This is a genomic window from Streptomyces sp. NPDC018026 (assembly GCF_044327745.1).
GTDB lineage: Bacteria > Actinomycetota > Actinomycetes > Streptomycetales > Streptomycetaceae > Streptomyces > Streptomyces rubrogriseus.
This window is the reverse complement of record NZ_JBIRFY010000016.1, coordinates 62,768-77,605: the sequence shown is the minus strand read 5'-3', so window position 1 is coordinate 77,605 and position 14,838 is coordinate 62,768. Positions and strand designations below refer to the sequence as shown.

Here is a 14,838-nt window from a genome sequence, read left to right as displayed (position 1 = left end):
CGAGCAACCGGACGACAGAAAGCTACCCATGATGCCGGTGGTTCCGCCATCCGGTGCGGGGTTCCTGCAGCGCCCCGGCGAAGGGAGGGCTCGCGAGCGGGGAGGCCGCACACAGGCATCCCCCGTCCGGACCTTCGCGGGCGGGGGAGCCGGTCGGCCGTAGGTTACGGCATCGCGTCCACGTGCGCGCCCACCGCGTTGGACCACGCGTTGCCCGCCGTGGCGTCCCAGTTGGTGGACCAGGTCATCGCGCCCCGGAGGTCGGGGTACGTCTTCGAGGGCTTGAAGGAGCCGCAGTTGGTCGCCTTGGTGAGGCAGTCGAGGGCGGCGTTGACCACCGACGGGGAGACGTAGCCGCCGCCCGCCGCGCGGGTGGAGGCCGGCAGGCCGAGGCCCACCTGGGACGGGTCGAGGCCGCCCTCCAGCTGGATGCAGGCCAGGGCGGTGAGGAAGTCGACGGTGCCCTGCGCGTACACCTTGCCGTCGCAGCCCAGCATCGTGCCGCTGTTGTAGTACTGCATGTTGACGACCGTGAGGATGTCCTTCACGTTCAGCGCGGTCTGGAAGTAGCCGCCCTGCGTCGACTGCATGTCGATCGTCTGCGGGGCCATCGTGAGGATCATGTCCGGGCCCGCCTTCGCCGACAGGGCGCGCAGGGCCTGGGTCATGTAGGTCGGGTTGAGGCCGTTCTCCAGGTCGATGTCGACGCCGTCGAAGCCGTACTCCTGCATCGCCGAGTACACGGAGTTCGCGAAGTTCGTCGCGGAGGACGAGCTGTTCACCGAGACGGTGCCCTTCTCGCCGCCCACCGAGATGATGACCTTCTTGCCCGCGGCCTGCTTGGCCCGTACGTCCGCCTTGAACTGGTCGACGGTGTAGCCGCCGAGCCCGGCCGAGTCGAGGTTGAAGGTGACCGCGCCCGGCGTCGTGGTCGCGTCGGCGAAGGCCACCGCGATGATGTCGTACGCGGAGGGCACATCGGAGATCTTCTGGACCGTCGCCCCGTTGTTGAAGTTCTGCCAGTAGCCGGTCACCGCGTGCTTGGGCAGGTCGCCGCCGTCCCCGCCGCCGTCGTCGGGCGCCGTGGTGCGGGCCGTGACCGCCGCCGACTTCGTGGACTCACCGGCCGCGTTCGTCGCCGTGACCTGGAAGGAGTACGACGTCGAGGCCGCGAGGCCGGTCACCGTCGCCGACGTGCCGGTCACCGCGGTCACCTTCGTGCCGTCGCGGTAGATGTTGTAGCCGGTGGCGCCGGACACCGTGTTCCAGGTGAGGGAGGCCGAGTTCGGGGTCGTACCGGAGACGCTCAGCCCGGCCGGGGCCGACGGGACCGTGGGGTCGGGGTCCCCGTCGCCGCCACCGCCGTCGGGGCCGAAGACGGACAGGTCGTCGACGTAGTACGCCGCCTGCCCGTACCAGCCGTGCGTGTACACGGACACGGAGGTCGTCGAGGAGCCGGTGCTGAAGGTGGTCTTCAGCTGCGTCCACGCCGTCGAGCCCGGCGTCCAGGTCGACACGTCCGTCGTACCCGTGCCCGTCACGCCCAGGTAGGAGTACCCGCCCTGCACCCAGGCGCTCAGCGTGTACGTCGAGTTGGGCTTGACCGCGACGCTCTGCGAACAGCGGGCGTTGTCCTGCCCCGCCGGGGTGGCCTTCAGCGCGGCGGAGCCGGCGTGCGCCGGGGAGGCGACCGTCGTGCCGCTGTTCGCCGAACAGGTCCAGTTGGTCAGACCCGACTCGAAACCGGCGTTCTTGGCGTTGTTGACGTCGGCGGCCGAGGCCGGGCCGACGGCCGTGAACGCGAGTGCGAGGGCGGCGGTGACGGCGCCCGTCAAGGAGCCGAGACGTCTTCCGCGGCTTCGTCTGCGTACGGGGTCCACTGCTGCCTCCGGGGGTGGGGTGGGGCGGAATGGGGGACGGTGGCCACCGTTGACGTACAAGGTGGTCCAGACCAATTGAAGGTGTCAAGAGGTAGGTACGGACCAAATTGGCGGCCGGGCCGTACCGTCCGGAAAGCGGTGGCTCGCCCTCGAAAATGCTCAACCTGCCCTGATTTGGCGCATCTTGTGCAACACAAGTTGTTCCACAGGCTGGAGAAACGCTGTTCTCCGGTCACAGACGCGTGGATACAGTGCTCAGGTAGTCACGCAGTGAAGTCATCCGGGTGTGCCGGAGTAACACCGGCGGGCCGACGGGCATGGGAGACGGGGAGCCGCGCGTGCCAACTGCCATTGCCGTGACCAGTGCCGACCTGGCACTGCCGCCACAGGACGAACGCACCCTGCCCGCGGCCGTGCTCCAGGACGTCGACCGGCGCCCGCTGGAGCACGTCCTGGCCGAGTTGCAGATGCTGGTCGACCAGTGCGGGCACGTGATCGTCGTGTGCTCCCAGGCCGTCCCCGCGAGCGTGGAACGCCGCCTGCACACCGTCCGCGCCCTCCTGGAGACCGACCGCATCGCGCTGTTCCGGCCGCCGCTGCCGCCGCTCGGCATCGCGGTGCTGGCCCGCCAGTTGCGCCAGCTGGCCTCCTGCGACCTCAGCCCGGGCGTCCTCGCCTCCGCCGGCCGGCTGCTCACCCACTACATCCACGCCGGGGCCCTGCTCGGCTCCGTCGCCCGGCTCGACCACGTCCCCGTGGGCCTGAAGACGCACGCCAGGTCCTGGGTGCCCGGTAGCCAGTTCGGCGTCGTCGCCCACCCCGTGCCGCAGCTGGTGAGGATCGGCCCCGAAGCCGCCCTAGCCGGACCCGAGTTCGGCACCTGGCTGCTGGTCGCCAAGGGGCAGCACCCGGCCGACTGGGTCACCGGCTCGCTCGCCCCGTCCTGGCACGTCCAGGGGCTGCGCGAGACGGCCCTGCCCGCCGAGTCCGCCACCTGGTGGGGGACCGGGCGGCTGACCGAGTTCTGCGCGTACCTCCCCGACCTCTCGGTCCTCTACCAACTCGTCACGTCCGTACGGCGGAGCACCTGCCACTGGTGCGGCATCGACGTCATCGGCGACCGCTGCGTGTTCTGCTCCGCGACACCACCGGTCTACGACGACGGCGGCGCCGGTGGCGGCGGCCGGGACCGCGCGCTGGGCCACCGCCGCGATCCCGCCCTCGGCCGCCGTCGTGAGAGACGGGCCCTGACTGGGTAGATCCGTAGCGCCCCGTCCGCGTCCGCCCGCCCCCTGTCCGTCCGCCCCGTCCGGACGTCCGACCCCCCAATGAGGTTGCACGGCCCATGAACTCCCGTCAGCGCCGCGGCATCATCCTGCTGATCCTGTCGGTCCTGTGCGCCCTCGGCGCCTTCGCCGGCGTGCTGTCCGTCATCAACGACGTGAAGTCCAAGGTCGGCCCCGAGGTGACCGCGTACCGGGTGAAGTCCGACATCGAGCCCTACACGGAGCTGGGCGCGACGCAGTTCGAGAAGGTCGAGATGCCCGAGCGCTGGCTGTCCGAGAACGCCGTCACCGACCTGTCCCGGGTCCGCGGAAAGATAGCCGTGACCACGCTCAAGGCGGGCTCGCTGCTCCAGACCGACATGATCGTCGACACGCCCGCCCTGCGGCCCGGACAGCAGGAGGTCGCCATCATGATCGACGCGGCGACCGGCGTCGCCGGGAAGATCACCCCGGGTTCCACCGTCAACGTGTACGCCACCTTCGAGGGCGCCCGCGAGGGCGACCCCGACCAGTCGAAGGTCATCGTGACCGGCGCCAAGGTCATCGACGTCGGCGAACTCACCTCGCTGGAGCCCGACGAGGACAGCCGCGACCGCGAACCCACCGACGCCGTCCCCATCACCTTCGCCCTGTCCACCATCGACGCGCAGCGCATCACCTACGCCGAGTCGTTCGCCCGGCGCGTCCGGCTCGCGCTGGTGGCCCCCGGCGGCGACACCACGGTCCCCGACAAGGACCGGACGTACGAACTCGCGAAGGACAAGTGAGAGCCGTATGGCCACGAGGATCCTCCCGGCAGTCGGCGACCCGGACGCCGTACGGTCCCTCACGTCGCTGCTCAGCCAGCTGCCCGACGCCGAACCGGTCGCCCCGGTCACCGACTCCACGCAGCTCGTCGACACCCTCGCCCGGCTCGCCGCCGAATCGGTCGACGAACTGCCCGAGGTCGTCGTCGTCCACGAGCGCATCGGACCGGTCCCGGCCCTTGAACTGATCCGCGAGGTAGCCCTCCGCTTCCCGGCCGTCGGCGTCATCCTCGTCACCTCCGACCCCGGACCCGGCCTCTTCCAGGCCGCCATGGACCACGGCGCCCGCGGCCTGGTCGCCCTCCCGCTCGGCTACGAGGAACTCGCCAGCCGCGTCCAGGCGGTGGCCCAGTGGTCGGCGGGCGTACGCCGGCACCTCGGCAGCGCCGTCGACGTGTTCACCGGAACCGGCGGCACCGTCGTCACCGTCAGCGGCGCCAAAGGCGGCGTGGGCGCCACCCTGACCGCCGTCCAACTCGCCCTGGCCGCCCAGGCCTCCGGCCGGTCCACGGCCCTGCTCGACATGGACCTCCAGACCGGCGACGTCGCCTCCTACCTGGACGTCCAGTTCCGCCGCTCCGTGGCCGACCTGGCCGCCATCACCGATCTGTCCCCGCGCGTCCTGGCCGACGCCGTCTTCCGCCACGACAGCGGACTGGCCCTGCTGCTCGCCCCCGGCGAGGGCGAACGCGGCGAGGAGGTCACCGACCGCGCCGCCCGCCAGATCGTGAGCGCCCTGCGCTCCCGGTACGAGGTCGTCGTCGTCGACTGCGGCGCCCAGCTCGGCGGGGCCGGCGCGGCCGCCGTGGAGAGCGCCGACACCGCGCTGCTGGTCACCACCCCGGACGTGGTCGCCGTACGGGGCGCCAAGCGGGCGGTGCGGATGTGGGAACGGCTGCAGATCCGCAAGGCGGCGGAGACCACCGTGGTCGTCAACCGGCACACCCGGGGTACGGAGATCCAGCCCCCGCTGATCCAGAAGATCACCGGCACCGCGATCGCCGCCACCACCGTCCCCGCCAACTTCAAGGAGCTCCAGGGTGCCGTGGACGCGGGCCGGGTCCACGAACTGGACGGCAGGAGCACCGTGAAACAGGCCCTGTGGGCCCTCGCGGGCGAACTGGGCCTGGCCGGCGTGCCCGACGGGGGCCGGAAGGGGCACGGCCGCCTCAGGGGAGACCGGGGCGACCGCGGAGGGCGGGGCGCGTCCGGCTTCCGACGCCGGAAGGACGGTGCCGGGTGAGCGGGTTACGCGGCGGACTGGACCGCGCCCGGGACGGCGGTCAGGTCACCATCGAGTTCCTCGGCATGACGCCGGTGATCATCACGACGCTGGTGGTGCTGTGGCAGCTCGTGCTCGTGGGATACACGTACACGCTCGCGGGGAATGCTGCGGACGAGGCGGTACGGGCGGCGACCGCGGCCGAGCGCGGGGCCCGGCAGGGCGCCTGCCGGGAGGCGGGCCTGGACAAGCTGCCGGGCGCGTGGGAGGGAGGCGCCGGTGTGGACTGCGGCACCGCGGGCGGTTACGTCACCGCCGACGTGCGCATCGAGGTCCCCCTCCTCTTCCCGGGCACCCTCAGCGTCCCGTTCACCGTGCACGGACACGCGGGGGCCGTGGAAGAGGAGGACGACTGACATGCCGTACTCCCACAGGGAACGGGTGAGGGACCGCGGCCAGGTGGCCATCGAGTACCTCGGGTTCCTGCCGATCCTGGTCCTCGTCGGCATGGCCGTCGTACAGCTCGGCCTGATCGCGTACACCGCCCAGCAGGCCGGTACGGCGGCCCGCGCGGGGGCCCGCGGCGCCTCGCTCCAGGAGAGCGCGCAGACGGCGTGCGCGGCGGCCGTCAGCAGCTGGCTGGCGGACGGCACGCACTGCCCGGCGTCGTACGGCGGCGACGAGGTGACGGTGACCGCGACCGTCGACATCCCCTCGATCGTCCCCGGCTGGGACTTCGACGCCGCCACCCGGACCGCCACCATGCCGCTGGACCACTGACCGAGGAGCGAAGGACGCATGAGCCTGCGCGCACGCATCCACTCCCCCGAGGAGCACGGCAGCCGGGGCGAGGACGGACACCTGGTCGCCTCCTACCGGGCCAAACTCCTGGAGGAGATCGACCTCGCCGAGATGAGCTCGCTCGCCATGGCCGAGCGCCGGGCCCGCCTGGAGCGGGTCCTCGGGCACATCATCAGCCGCGAGGGCCCGGTCCTGTCGACGGTCGAACGCTCCCAGCTGATCCGGCGGGTGGTCGACGAGGCCCTCGGCCTCGGCATCCTGGAACCGCTCCTCGAAGACGCCTCCATCACGGAGATCATGGTCAACGGCCCCGACGCGATCTTCGTCGAACGCGCGGGCCGCGTCGAGCAGCTCCCCCTCCGCTTCGCCTCCCACGACCAGCTGATGCAGACCATCGAGCGCATCGTCTCGACGGTCAACCGCCGCGTGGACGAGTCGAACCCGATGGTCGACGCCCGCCTCCCCTCCGGCGAGCGGGTCAACGTCATCATCCCGCCGCTCTCCCTCACCGGCGCCACCCTCACCATCCGCCGCTTCCCCCGCTCCTTCACCCTCCAGGAGCTGATCGGCCTCGGCTCGCTCGACGAGAACATGCTCTACCTGCTGGCAGGCCTTGTGCAGGCCCGCTTCAACATCATCGTCTCGGGCGCGACGGGCACCGGGAAGACCACCCTCCTCAACGCCCTCTCCGGCCTCATCCCCGAGTCCGACCGCATCATCACCATTGAGGACTCGGCCGAACTCCAGCTCCAGCAGGCGCACGTCATCCGCCTGGAGTCCCGCCCGCCGAACGTCGAGGGCCAGGGCCGCATCACCATCCGCGACCTGGTCCGCAACTCGCTGCGGATGCGCCCCGACCGCATCGTCGTCGGCGAGGTGCGCGGCGGTGAGTCCCTGGACATGCTCCAGGCCATGTCCACCGGCCACGACGGTTCGCTGGCCACCGTCCACGCCAACAGCGCGGAGGACGCCCTGATGCGCCTGCAGACCCTGGCCTCGATGTCGGACGTGGAGATCCCCTTCGTGGCCCTGCACGACCAGATCAACAGCTCCGTCGACGTCCTGATCCAGCTCACCCGCTTCGCCGACGGCGCCCGCCGCATCACCGAGATCGCCCTGCTGGCCAGCCACGGCGGCGAGCCCTACCGCCTGGCCACGGTCGCCCGCTTCAACGCCCGCCCGATGACCGCCGACGGCCGCGTCCTCGGCGCGTACGAGTACCACCCGCTCCCGCACCGCACCGCCGAACGCCTCTACATGGCGGGCCAGCCCATCCCGCAGGCCTTCGGTGTGGCCCACACACCGGACCAGCTCACCACCCGAGAAGCCAGGTAGGACCGCCCGATGGAACCGGAACTCGACACGCTCGTCACGCTCACCACCGGCATCACGCTGCTGACCTGCGTCCTGGCAGTCGTCGGCCTGCACTCCTACGCCGCCGGCAAGGCGCAGCGCGCGGCCCTGGTCGACCGGCTCACCGCGACCGGCCAGGCACCGGCGGCCGGACGCCGACGCCGCTTCCCGACCCTGGACCGCCGCCTGCGCCGCACCGGGCTCGGCCGGAACCTGGAACGGCGCCTGTCGGCGACCGGCCTGGACGTGACCCCCGGCGAGTTCTTCGCGTACATGCTGGCGACGGTCGCCGGGCTGTGGCTGATCGGGCAGGCGGCCCTGGCCCCCTTCTTCGGCCCGCTGGCCGGTCTCCTCGGTATCGGCGTGGCGATCCAGTTCCTCAACTGGCAACGCCAGAAACGCATCGAGAAGTTCATCAACCAGCTCCCCGAACTCGCCCGCATCCTCGCCAACGCCACCCAGGCCGGGCTCGCCCTGCGCACCGCCATCGGCATGGCCGCGGAGGAACTGGAGGCCCCGGCCGGCGAGGAACTCGGCAAGGTGGCGGACCAACTCGCCATCGGCGCCTCGATGGACGACGCCCTCGGCGAACTCGCCGACCGCCTCCCCTCCCGCGAACTGGTGGTCCTGGTCACCACCCTCGTGCTGTCCAACCGCGCCGGCGGCCAGGTGGTCGGCGCGCTGCGCAACCTGACCGAGACCCTGGAGGAACGCAAGGAGACCCGGCGCGAGGTCCGCACCCAGCTCTCCCAGGTCACGATGACGTCGTACGCCGTCCCCGTCCTGGGCATCGGCTCGTTGCTCCTGATGAACGGGGTGAAGGACGGCGCCCTGGAACGCATGACGGGCTCCCCGGCCGGCCAGGCCGCCGTGATCACCGCCTTCGCGCTCTACGCCGTCGGCTTCGTCCTCATCCGCCGCCTGTCCCGCATCGACGTCTGAGAGGAGGGGAGGAACCGCCATGACCCTCGTACTGCCGGGAGTACTTCTCGCCCTCCTCATGGCCCTGGGCGTCTGGGGCGTCTTCGCCGGCGTCCGCATGTACCGCGCCGAGGCCAAGCTCCCCGACGACCTCGCCCTCGCCCTGGAGGTCGGCGCCACCCGCACCGGCGCGGCGCACTCCCTCATCGACCGCATGGGCATGCGCTACGCCCCCGCGGTACTGCGCCTGATGGGCCCGGCCCTGGTCGCCCGGTACCGCCGCAGGATCGACCTGGCCGGCAACCCCGGCGGCCTCACCATCGACCGCTACGCCGCCCGACGCGCGGTCTACGGCGCCCTGGGCGCGCTGGGCTTCCTGGTCTTCCTCCTCCGCGGCCAGTATCTGGTGGCCCTCCTGCTCCTCGCCTTCGGCGCGTTCTGGACGGAGGTGGGGATCTGGTCCGCGATCCGCATCCGCAAGGACGTCATCGAGCGCACGCTCCCCGACTTCCTGGACGTCCTCGCGGTCGTGGTCAGCGCGGGCCTGGGCTTCCGGCAGGCCCTGGACCGGGTGTCCACGCGCTACGAAGGTCCCTGGGCCGACGAACTGCGCATCACGCTCCGCCAGATGGACCTCGGCATGAGCCGCCGGGAGGCCTTCACGGAGCTGCGCCGCCGCAACGACTCCGAGCAGGTGGCGATGTTCGTGACGGCACTCCAGCAGGGCGAGGAGCTGGGCGCCCCCATCGTCGACACCCTGGTCTCCCTGGCCAAGGACATGCGCCGCACGGACGCCCAGAACGCCCGCCGCAAGGCCGCCCGCGCGGTCCCCAAGGCCACGCTGATGATCACGACCTTCATGGTCCCGGCCACGATGATCCTCCTCGGCGCCGGCCTGATCCTGGGCTCGGGGACGGACTTCGGCACGATCACGGGTGAGTAGGGAGTGCGACTGCACATGAACAGGAGACGACAACTACCGCCCACCAATGCGCCATTGGCCTCACTTCACCGCAACACCTTTCGCATGTGCAATCCATTGTGGGACAGTCGATACCTGGTTCTCCCGACAGGTCGAGGTCCCAACCGAGCGCAAGGGAGGTGGAGATCGTGGACGCCCTGACGTCCGGCACGACCAGCCAGCGGATCACCGCCGCCCACCCGCACGAGGAACACGGCTTCGCCCACCCTGGAGGGGAACACCATGACCAACTGGCTCCACACCGCCGCCGCACACCTGCACACCCGCCTCACCACGCCACGCGACAAGGGCCAGACGGCGGTGGAGTACCTGGGCATCATCGCGGTGGTGGTGGCCATCGTGCTGGCGATCACGGGGACGGACATCGGGCAGACGATTTACAACGCGATCAAGGACAAGATCACCGAGGTCACCGGCGGTTGACGCCAGCACGTGCATACGACGACGCAGGGCAGGCTTTCCCGATCTACATCACGGTGGTGGGGGGCCTGCTCCTTCTCGCGCTCGCGTATTTCGCGGTCGGCCAGGCTGCAGGAACCCGTAGCCAGGCGCAGACGGCAGCGGACGCCGCGGCACTCGCGGCGGCTCTCGAAACCCGGGACCGCCTCGCGGACCAGTGGCTCGACAACGTCCGGGAACCGGACTCTTGGCAGGACATCTTCGAGGGAAAAGTGACCGTCCCCAACGCGTGTTGGCGTGCCCATGAACTGGCGGCGCGCAACGACGCGGGGGTGGACTGCGAACCGGATGGCCTCCTGGGCTACAGAGTCTCCGCCGAGACCAATGACACCGTCGGCGACACCATCGTGCCGGGCACAGAGGATCAGAATGCGACGGAGAGTGCGACGGCCGTCATTGAAGCCCGCTGCTCGCTCAAGCCGCCCGCCGAGGATGCCGAAGCAGATGCGCTGCCGAGCCTCGCCTGTAAGGGCGGCGAGGACTGGGACCTGAAGCCGGACGATCTCGCGGACCTGCCGAAGCCCGAGGATCTGTTCGACGTTCACCTGGCCGATAGTTGACAAGCGAACGACGAGGACGAAGGAAGCGAGTCATGAAAATTCGGTTCGCAACAAGGGCACGAGGAGGGCTGCCCGCATGGCCCGTTGCCATCGTGCTGGCCTTCGGCCTGGTGGCCTGTGGTGGTGGAGGCGGAAGCGATGACGACAAGCCTGAATCGTCGACGGCCGCTTCCAAGAGCAGCGAGTCGAAGCCGGACGCTCAGGAGAGCGAGGCGGGCGAGACGCTGGCCGAGCTGAAGGGACCCAGTGGCCTGTTCCTGAAGATCACCGCCGCGGAGCGGGATGCGGGGGGTTTCATCACGATCAGTGGCGACCTGAAGAACGATGGTGAGAAGACCGTCAATGTCCCCGCCCAGCTGAGTGGGAACGAGACCGAGATCATCCGCAACGGCAGCTCTCTCGGTGGTGCCACTCTCGTGGATTCCAAGGGCAAGAAGCGTTATTACGTGCTGCGCGACACGGACGGGCGTCCACTCACGACCACCAACTTCCCGGCCTTGAAGACGGGCGAGTCCCTGCCGGTGTTCATGCAGTTCCCCGCGCCTCCCGCCGACACGGCCGAGGTGACGCTCCAGCTGCCGATGTTCACGACCGGCACCGTCGAGATCTCCGGGTGAGGCACACCATGACCTCACCCCCACGCCTGCTGGCCGCAGTCACCCTCATGCTCACGACGACCGTCTACGGCACCACCACCGCCCACGCCGACGACGACCCCAACGACCCCCCGGGCACCGAACCCTCCGCCTCCGCCCCCGTGGAGGTGGACCCCAACGACCCCGACCTGAAGCTTCCGGACGGGGCCACGCTCGCGCAGGCCAAGGTGCTGGACATCAAGTCGGTGGTGGAGGAGCAGAGCGGCGACGAACGCCGCGAGGACACCAACACCAGCGTGACCCTCGCACTCCAGGCCGAGGTGCTGTTCGGCAAGGACAGCTCGAAACTCGGCGCGGAGGCGAAGTCCCGCATCAGAGGCATCGCCGACGAGATCAGGACCCAGAACGCCACAAGAGTCCGCGTCTTCGGCTTCACCGACGACCTCGGCTCCTCCGCCCACGGCGACGTACTCTCCAAACGCCGCGCCAACGCCGTACACGACGTCCTGTCCCAGTCCCTCAACGACGCCGGAATCACCTACGAGGTCCGCGGCTACGGCGAGCAGTACCCCATCGCCGACAACTCGACGGAGGCCGGCCGCAAGAAGAACCGCAGGGTCGAAGTCACCTTCCCCCGCACGGAGCCCTGAGGCACCATGAGCTACCGAACGCACCCCCGCCCACACCCCACCCGCACCGCCCTGACCGTCCTCGCCGCGCTGACGGCCCTCACGACGGCCGCGTGCGGCGGCACCAACGAAGCGGACGACGAGCCACCCCGAACGCCCCGGGACCGCCCCACGCCATCCCGCCCCGCCCCTGAACCCTCCTCTGAACCCCCCTCCCCCTCCGCCGCGGCAGCGGACGGCACCGACGTCGGCGCCTGCACCGACGGCAACTGCGAGATCGCGGTGACCGGGCCAGTCACCATCCACTTCCCGGGACCGGCCGACGGCAGCCGGGCAACGCTGTCGGTGACGGCCGTCGGCCCCAACGAGATCGAGTACGAGGTGAAGTCGGGCAACAACCGCTCCGAGGGCGGCGCGAGCGGCCCGGGCCAAGGCTGCCTCACGTACCTCCGCGAACACGGCAGCGGCAACTCCTGCGGCACCCTCGACAGCGCCCGCCCCAGCCCGCGGCCCGACGCCGTGGTGATCCAGGCGACGACGGGCGCGGACGGCACGGCACTGCTCCACATCGTGTCACCGTGACCGGCGGCGCGTGCTCGACCGGGTGCACCGCTGATGCCACGCCCCGGTGCTTCAGGTGCCGATGAGGGATCGCAGCACCGGAACGCCGCCACCCGCGCTCACCAGCCCCGTGAGGACCGATCCGGCGACCGGACTGCCGCTCAGCCAGGTCAGACCGCCCACGACGATGCCGATGACGGCGGCGGTGAGCAGCACCAACGCGGTGTGCAGGGTGAGGAACGGGCTCGGAGCCTCGGGCGGCGGGCTGTGATCGGACGAACGCACGGACGGCTCCTCGGGAAGCAGCGGGCTGGCAGTTGTCGTGATGCTGCCGTTCCTAGATCGCACCCACAGGAGAACCCCACGCACACCCGCGGCACCCCGACCGTTCGGGTCATCTCGCCGCAAGCGCGTGGGGCGGAGCCGGGGGCCGCACCTAACACCCGTGGGTACGAGCTGAAGGGAGGACGATGCAGGGGGACGACACCCGGGACAGCCAAGAGCGTCGCGCTGCCGACGAACTGCTCCTCAAACACCTCGCCAAGAACGGGTTCGAGGGCCCGGACTACGACCGCTTCCAGAACGAACTCGTGCGCTACGCCCTCTCCGTCCTGTGCGCGTGGCTGCACTCCGGCCACATCTTCAACCTCGTCCGGCACAGCGGCTTCGGAGTCCAACCCACCGAGGTGGAAAGGGAGGAGCTGCGCCGCGACGGCGATCTGCGCGAGGAACTGGCGAACTTGACCGTGGCCCGCGCGCTGCCCCGTTTCAGGCAGACCGCGCTGATCGAGGGAGGCTGGACCTACGACGGTGGAGCCGGCCTGACCAGTTACTTCATGGGTGCCTGTCTGAGAGCGTTCCCGAACGAGTTCCGACTGTACAGAACGGGCGAGGACCGCTACCGGCGTGCCGTGTCCCGGCAACAGGCGCAGCGGGCCAGGCACCCCTTGGCCCCGAGCGCGGAGGAGGAAGCACTCGGCATCCTGTGGGTCCGCCAGGAGATCGACAAGATCACCGACTTGCGCACGCGCAGGGCAGTGACCGCGAGTGCCTTGGCCGACTACACGCACGAGGAGATCAGGGAGCTGCTCGACGCCTGCTCGACCCGTGTGATCGAGGCGCTCCTGTACCGGTGGCGCAAGAAGGCGAAGAGCAGTGAGGGGGAGTGGCGGCATGGCTGACGACCGGACCTTCGAAGAACTCCTCGAGCAATCCTCCCTGGGCACTCCGGGAGCCCGTCCGCTGCGCCGGCGCACCCCCGCCACCCGTGCGGAGAAGGTGGTGGAACTCGCGGAGGGCCGAGAGCACTCTGCCGGGAGCGTGGCGCGGCCGCGCCACGTCCGCCTCCGGGGCGCCGCCGAGAGCGTTCCCGACGTGCGCGCGGGCACCGTCCTGACCGACGAAGGCTCCTCGCCTGCCCCGACTCCGTCCCCCGGAGGCGCCTACTCCTTGCCGGAGTTGTGGCGGTCGTACCGGGCGACCGGCGACGAGCGGCTGCGGGAGCAGCTGATCCTGCACTACTCGCCGCTCGTGAAGTACGTGGCGGGCCGGGTCAGCGTGGGACTGCCGCCCAATGTCGAGCAGGCCGACTTCGTCTCCTCCGGGGTGTTCGGGCTGATCGACGCGATCGAGAAGTTCGACGTCGACCGGGAGATCAAGTTCGAGACGTACGCGATCACCCGGATCCGGGGCGCGATGATCGACGAACTGCGGGCGCTGGACTGGATCCCGCGGTCGGTGCGGCAGAAGGCGCGCAGCGTGGAGCGCGCGTACGCGACGCTGGAGGCACGTCTGCGCCGCACCCCCTCGGAGAGCGAGGTCGCGGCGGAGATGGGGATCGCGGTGGAGGACCTCCACGCGGTCTTCAGCCAGCTGTCGCTGGCCAACGTGGTGGCCCTGGAGGAGCTGCTGCACGCGGGCGGCGAGGGCGGCGACCGGCTGAGCCTGATGGACACCCTGGAGGACACCGCCGCCGACAACCCGGTGGAGGTCGCCGAGGACCGCGAGCTGCGCCGGCTCCTGGCCCGGGCGATCAACACACTGCCGGAGCGCGAGAAGACCGTCGTCACGCTGTACTACTACGAGGGCCTCACACTCGCCGAGATCGGCAACGTGCTGGGCGTGACCGAGAGCAGGGTCAGCCAGATCCACACCAAGTCGGTACTGCAACTGCGTGCCAAACTGGCGAACGCCAACGGTTGACTCCGTGCCGGGCGGAAACGCCGTCCGGCGGGTCTTCCCACGCGGTCTTGAACGAACGGGCCCGCGCGGCAGACGGGAATTGTCAGACAGGCCGCCCTAGCTGTGCTGACCGACTCCGCCGGCCGCCTCGGCCGAGCCCTCCACGACCTCCACCCGCGCCCCCACCCGGACCCCCCACTCACCCATCGCCCCGGCCTCCGCCTCCAGCACATGCCGCGCCCGCAGCCGGGGCCGTCCCAGTCTGCCCGGCCGCATCGTGCGCACGGCGACGACGTTGAGCTGCCGGTCGAGGTAGGCCACGTCGATGGCCATCCGCATCCGGAACGTGTGCACACTGTTGGCCGGACTCAGCAGCATCGCCCCGTCGACCGAGTCACGCCCCAACAGCCCCCTGCGGCGCGCACGGTAAGAGCCCGAGATTTCCAGCGGAACGCGCACACGTTCGCCGTCTTGCCCCGCCACGACCAGAGCCCCCGCCCCGTCCCGCCACCGCTGCCGTGCCATTCAGATGCCCTCCGTGCAAAACTGCTTCAAGGACAAGGATGCGATCCTTGCCGATGCCGAGCAGTCCATCAAGCGG

General features: G+C 70.4%; 18 protein-coding genes. 15 read left to right on the top strand and 3 right to left on the bottom strand.

Annotation, left to right across the window (positions count from 1 at the left end; genetic code table 11):
- Positions 1–164 precede the first annotated feature (164 nt).
- A complete protein-coding gene (locus ACH4D3_RS34870; protein ID WP_398330805.1) occupies positions 165–1,880 on the bottom strand; it encodes a chitinase in 1,716 nt (571 codons plus the stop codon).
- A gap of 317 nt (positions 1,881–2,197) precedes the next feature.
- On the opposite strand from ACH4D3_RS34870, the gene ACH4D3_RS34865 reads away from it, so the two are divergent.
- The 13 genes from ACH4D3_RS34865 to ACH4D3_RS34805 all read left to right on the top strand — a co-directional run bounded on the left by ACH4D3_RS34865 (position 2,198) and on the right by ACH4D3_RS34805 (position 12,077).
- On the top strand, positions 2,198–3,139 hold the full coding sequence (locus ACH4D3_RS34865; RefSeq protein ID WP_398330802.1) for a hypothetical protein: 942 nt from the start codon (positions 2,198–2,200) through the stop codon (positions 3,137–3,139).
- Between the two features lie 86 nt (positions 3,140–3,225).
- On the top strand, positions 3,226–3,933 hold the full coding sequence (gene cpaB / locus ACH4D3_RS34860) for a Flp pilus assembly protein CpaB (RefSeq protein ID WP_398330799.1): 708 nt from the start codon (positions 3,226–3,228) through the stop codon (positions 3,931–3,933).
- Positions 3,934–3,940: 7 nt separating this feature from the next.
- Complete coding sequence (locus ACH4D3_RS34855) at positions 3,941–5,215, top strand: CpaE family protein (RefSeq protein ID WP_398330796.1); 1,275 nt, start codon at positions 3,941–3,943, stop codon at positions 5,213–5,215.
- Positions 5,212–5,610, top strand: a complete 399-nt coding sequence (locus ACH4D3_RS34850; protein ID WP_398330793.1) for a TadE/TadG family type IV pilus assembly protein — start codon at positions 5,212–5,214, stop codon at positions 5,608–5,610. The genes ACH4D3_RS34855 and ACH4D3_RS34850 overlap by 4 nt, the downstream gene beginning before the upstream one ends.
- Before the next feature lies 1 nt (position 5,611).
- A complete protein-coding gene (locus ACH4D3_RS34845; RefSeq protein WP_398330791.1) occupies positions 5,612–5,974 on the top strand; it encodes a TadE/TadG family type IV pilus assembly protein in 363 nt (120 codons plus the stop codon).
- An 18-nt stretch (positions 5,975–5,992) separates the two neighbouring features.
- Entirely contained in the window at positions 5,993–7,330 is a 1,338-nt protein-coding gene (locus tag ACH4D3_RS34840; protein ID WP_398330788.1) for a CpaF family protein, read from the top strand.
- 9 nt (positions 7,331–7,339) lie between these two features.
- Positions 7,340–8,290, top strand: a complete 951-nt coding sequence (locus ACH4D3_RS34835; RefSeq protein ID WP_398330785.1) for a type II secretion system F family protein — start codon at positions 7,340–7,342, stop codon at positions 8,288–8,290.
- A 19-nt stretch (positions 8,291–8,309) separates the two neighbouring features.
- Positions 8,310–9,212 (top strand): DUF5936 domain-containing protein, encoded by a 903-nt coding sequence (locus tag ACH4D3_RS34830; protein WP_398330782.1) that lies wholly within the window; start codon positions 8,310–8,312, stop codon positions 9,210–9,212.
- A gap of 261 nt (positions 9,213–9,473) precedes the next feature.
- Complete coding sequence (locus tag ACH4D3_RS34825; protein WP_398330780.1) at positions 9,474–9,674, top strand: Flp family type IVb pilin; 201 nt, start codon at positions 9,474–9,476, stop codon at positions 9,672–9,674.
- Complete coding sequence (locus tag ACH4D3_RS34820; protein WP_398330777.1) at positions 9,671–10,270, top strand: pilus assembly protein TadG-related protein; 600 nt, start codon at positions 9,671–9,673, stop codon at positions 10,268–10,270. The genes ACH4D3_RS34825 and ACH4D3_RS34820 overlap by 4 nt, the downstream gene beginning before the upstream one ends.
- Before the next feature lie 32 nt (positions 10,271–10,302).
- Positions 10,303–10,887 (top strand): hypothetical protein, encoded by a 585-nt coding sequence (locus ACH4D3_RS34815; RefSeq protein WP_398330775.1) that lies wholly within the window; start codon positions 10,303–10,305, stop codon positions 10,885–10,887.
- An 8-nt stretch (positions 10,888–10,895) separates the two neighbouring features.
- Positions 10,896–11,516, top strand: coding sequence for an OmpA family protein (locus ACH4D3_RS34810; protein ID WP_398330772.1), 621 nt, complete (start codon positions 10,896–10,898; stop codon positions 11,514–11,516).
- 6 nt (positions 11,517–11,522) lie between these two features.
- A complete protein-coding gene (locus tag ACH4D3_RS34805) occupies positions 11,523–12,077 on the top strand; it encodes a hypothetical protein (protein ID WP_398330769.1) in 555 nt (184 codons plus the stop codon).
- A 51-nt stretch (positions 12,078–12,128) separates the two neighbouring features.
- Here ACH4D3_RS34805 and ACH4D3_RS34800 read toward each other — a convergent pair whose 3' ends face one another.
- Positions 12,129–12,341: a hypothetical protein gene (locus tag ACH4D3_RS34800; protein ID WP_398330766.1), complete on the bottom strand. Its 213-nt coding sequence runs from the start codon at positions 12,339–12,341 to the stop codon at positions 12,129–12,131.
- A gap of 185 nt (positions 12,342–12,526) precedes the next feature.
- Here ACH4D3_RS34800 and ACH4D3_RS34795 point away from each other — a divergent pair, with 185 nt between their 5' ends.
- Both ACH4D3_RS34795 and whiG read left to right on the top strand, forming a co-directional pair.
- Complete coding sequence (locus ACH4D3_RS34795; protein ID WP_398330763.1) at positions 12,527–13,237, top strand: hypothetical protein; 711 nt, start codon at positions 12,527–12,529, stop codon at positions 13,235–13,237.
- Entirely contained in the window at positions 13,230–14,258 is a 1,029-nt protein-coding gene (gene whiG / locus ACH4D3_RS34790) for an RNA polymerase sigma factor WhiG (protein ID WP_398330761.1), read from the top strand. Before ACH4D3_RS34795 ends, whiG begins: the two co-directional genes overlap by 8 nt.
- A gap of 96 nt (positions 14,259–14,354) precedes the next feature.
- Here the strand turns inward: whiG and ACH4D3_RS34785 are convergent, their stop codons facing one another.
- Entirely contained in the window at positions 14,355–14,762 is a 408-nt protein-coding gene (locus ACH4D3_RS34785; protein ID WP_398330758.1) for a DUF192 domain-containing protein, read from the bottom strand.
- Positions 14,763–14,838: the final 76 nt, after the last annotated feature.

Excerpts from the sequence above, each read along its gene's own strand:
- ACH4D3_RS34825 (WP_398330780.1), top strand. The coding sequence starts at position 9,474 with ATGACCAACTGGCTCCACACCGCCGCCGCACACCTGCACACCCGCCTC.
- whiG (WP_398330761.1), top strand. The coding sequence starts at position 13,230 with ATGGCTGACGACCGGACCTTCGAAGAACTCCTCGAGCAATCCTCCCTG.
- ACH4D3_RS34855 (WP_398330796.1), top strand. The coding sequence starts at position 3,941 with ATGGCCACGAGGATCCTCCCGGCAGTCGGCGACCCGGACGCCGTACGG.
- ACH4D3_RS34805 (WP_398330769.1), top strand. The coding sequence starts at position 11,523 with ATGAGCTACCGAACGCACCCCCGCCCACACCCCACCCGCACCGCCCTG.
- ACH4D3_RS34840 (WP_398330788.1), top strand. The coding sequence starts at position 5,993 with ATGAGCCTGCGCGCACGCATCCACTCCCCCGAGGAGCACGGCAGCCGG.
- ACH4D3_RS34785 (WP_398330758.1), bottom strand. The coding sequence starts at position 14,762 with ATGGCACGGCAGCGGTGGCGGGACGGGGCGGGGGCTCTGGTCGTGGCG.
- ACH4D3_RS34810 (WP_398330772.1), top strand. The coding sequence starts at position 10,896 with ATGACCTCACCCCCACGCCTGCTGGCCGCAGTCACCCTCATGCTCACG.
- ACH4D3_RS34865 (WP_398330802.1), top strand. The coding sequence starts at position 2,198 with ATGGGAGACGGGGAGCCGCGCGTGCCAACTGCCATTGCCGTGACCAGT.
- ACH4D3_RS34815 (WP_398330775.1), top strand. The coding sequence starts at position 10,303 with ATGAAAATTCGGTTCGCAACAAGGGCACGAGGAGGGCTGCCCGCATGG.
- ACH4D3_RS34795 (WP_398330763.1), top strand. The coding sequence starts at position 12,527 with ATGCAGGGGGACGACACCCGGGACAGCCAAGAGCGTCGCGCTGCCGAC.
- ACH4D3_RS34835 (WP_398330785.1), top strand. The coding sequence starts at position 7,340 with ATGGAACCGGAACTCGACACGCTCGTCACGCTCACCACCGGCATCACG.
- ACH4D3_RS34845 (WP_398330791.1), top strand. The coding sequence starts at position 5,612 with ATGCCGTACTCCCACAGGGAACGGGTGAGGGACCGCGGCCAGGTGGCC.
- cpaB (WP_398330799.1), top strand. The coding sequence starts at position 3,226 with ATGAACTCCCGTCAGCGCCGCGGCATCATCCTGCTGATCCTGTCGGTC.
- ACH4D3_RS34830 (WP_398330782.1), top strand. The coding sequence starts at position 8,310 with ATGACCCTCGTACTGCCGGGAGTACTTCTCGCCCTCCTCATGGCCCTG.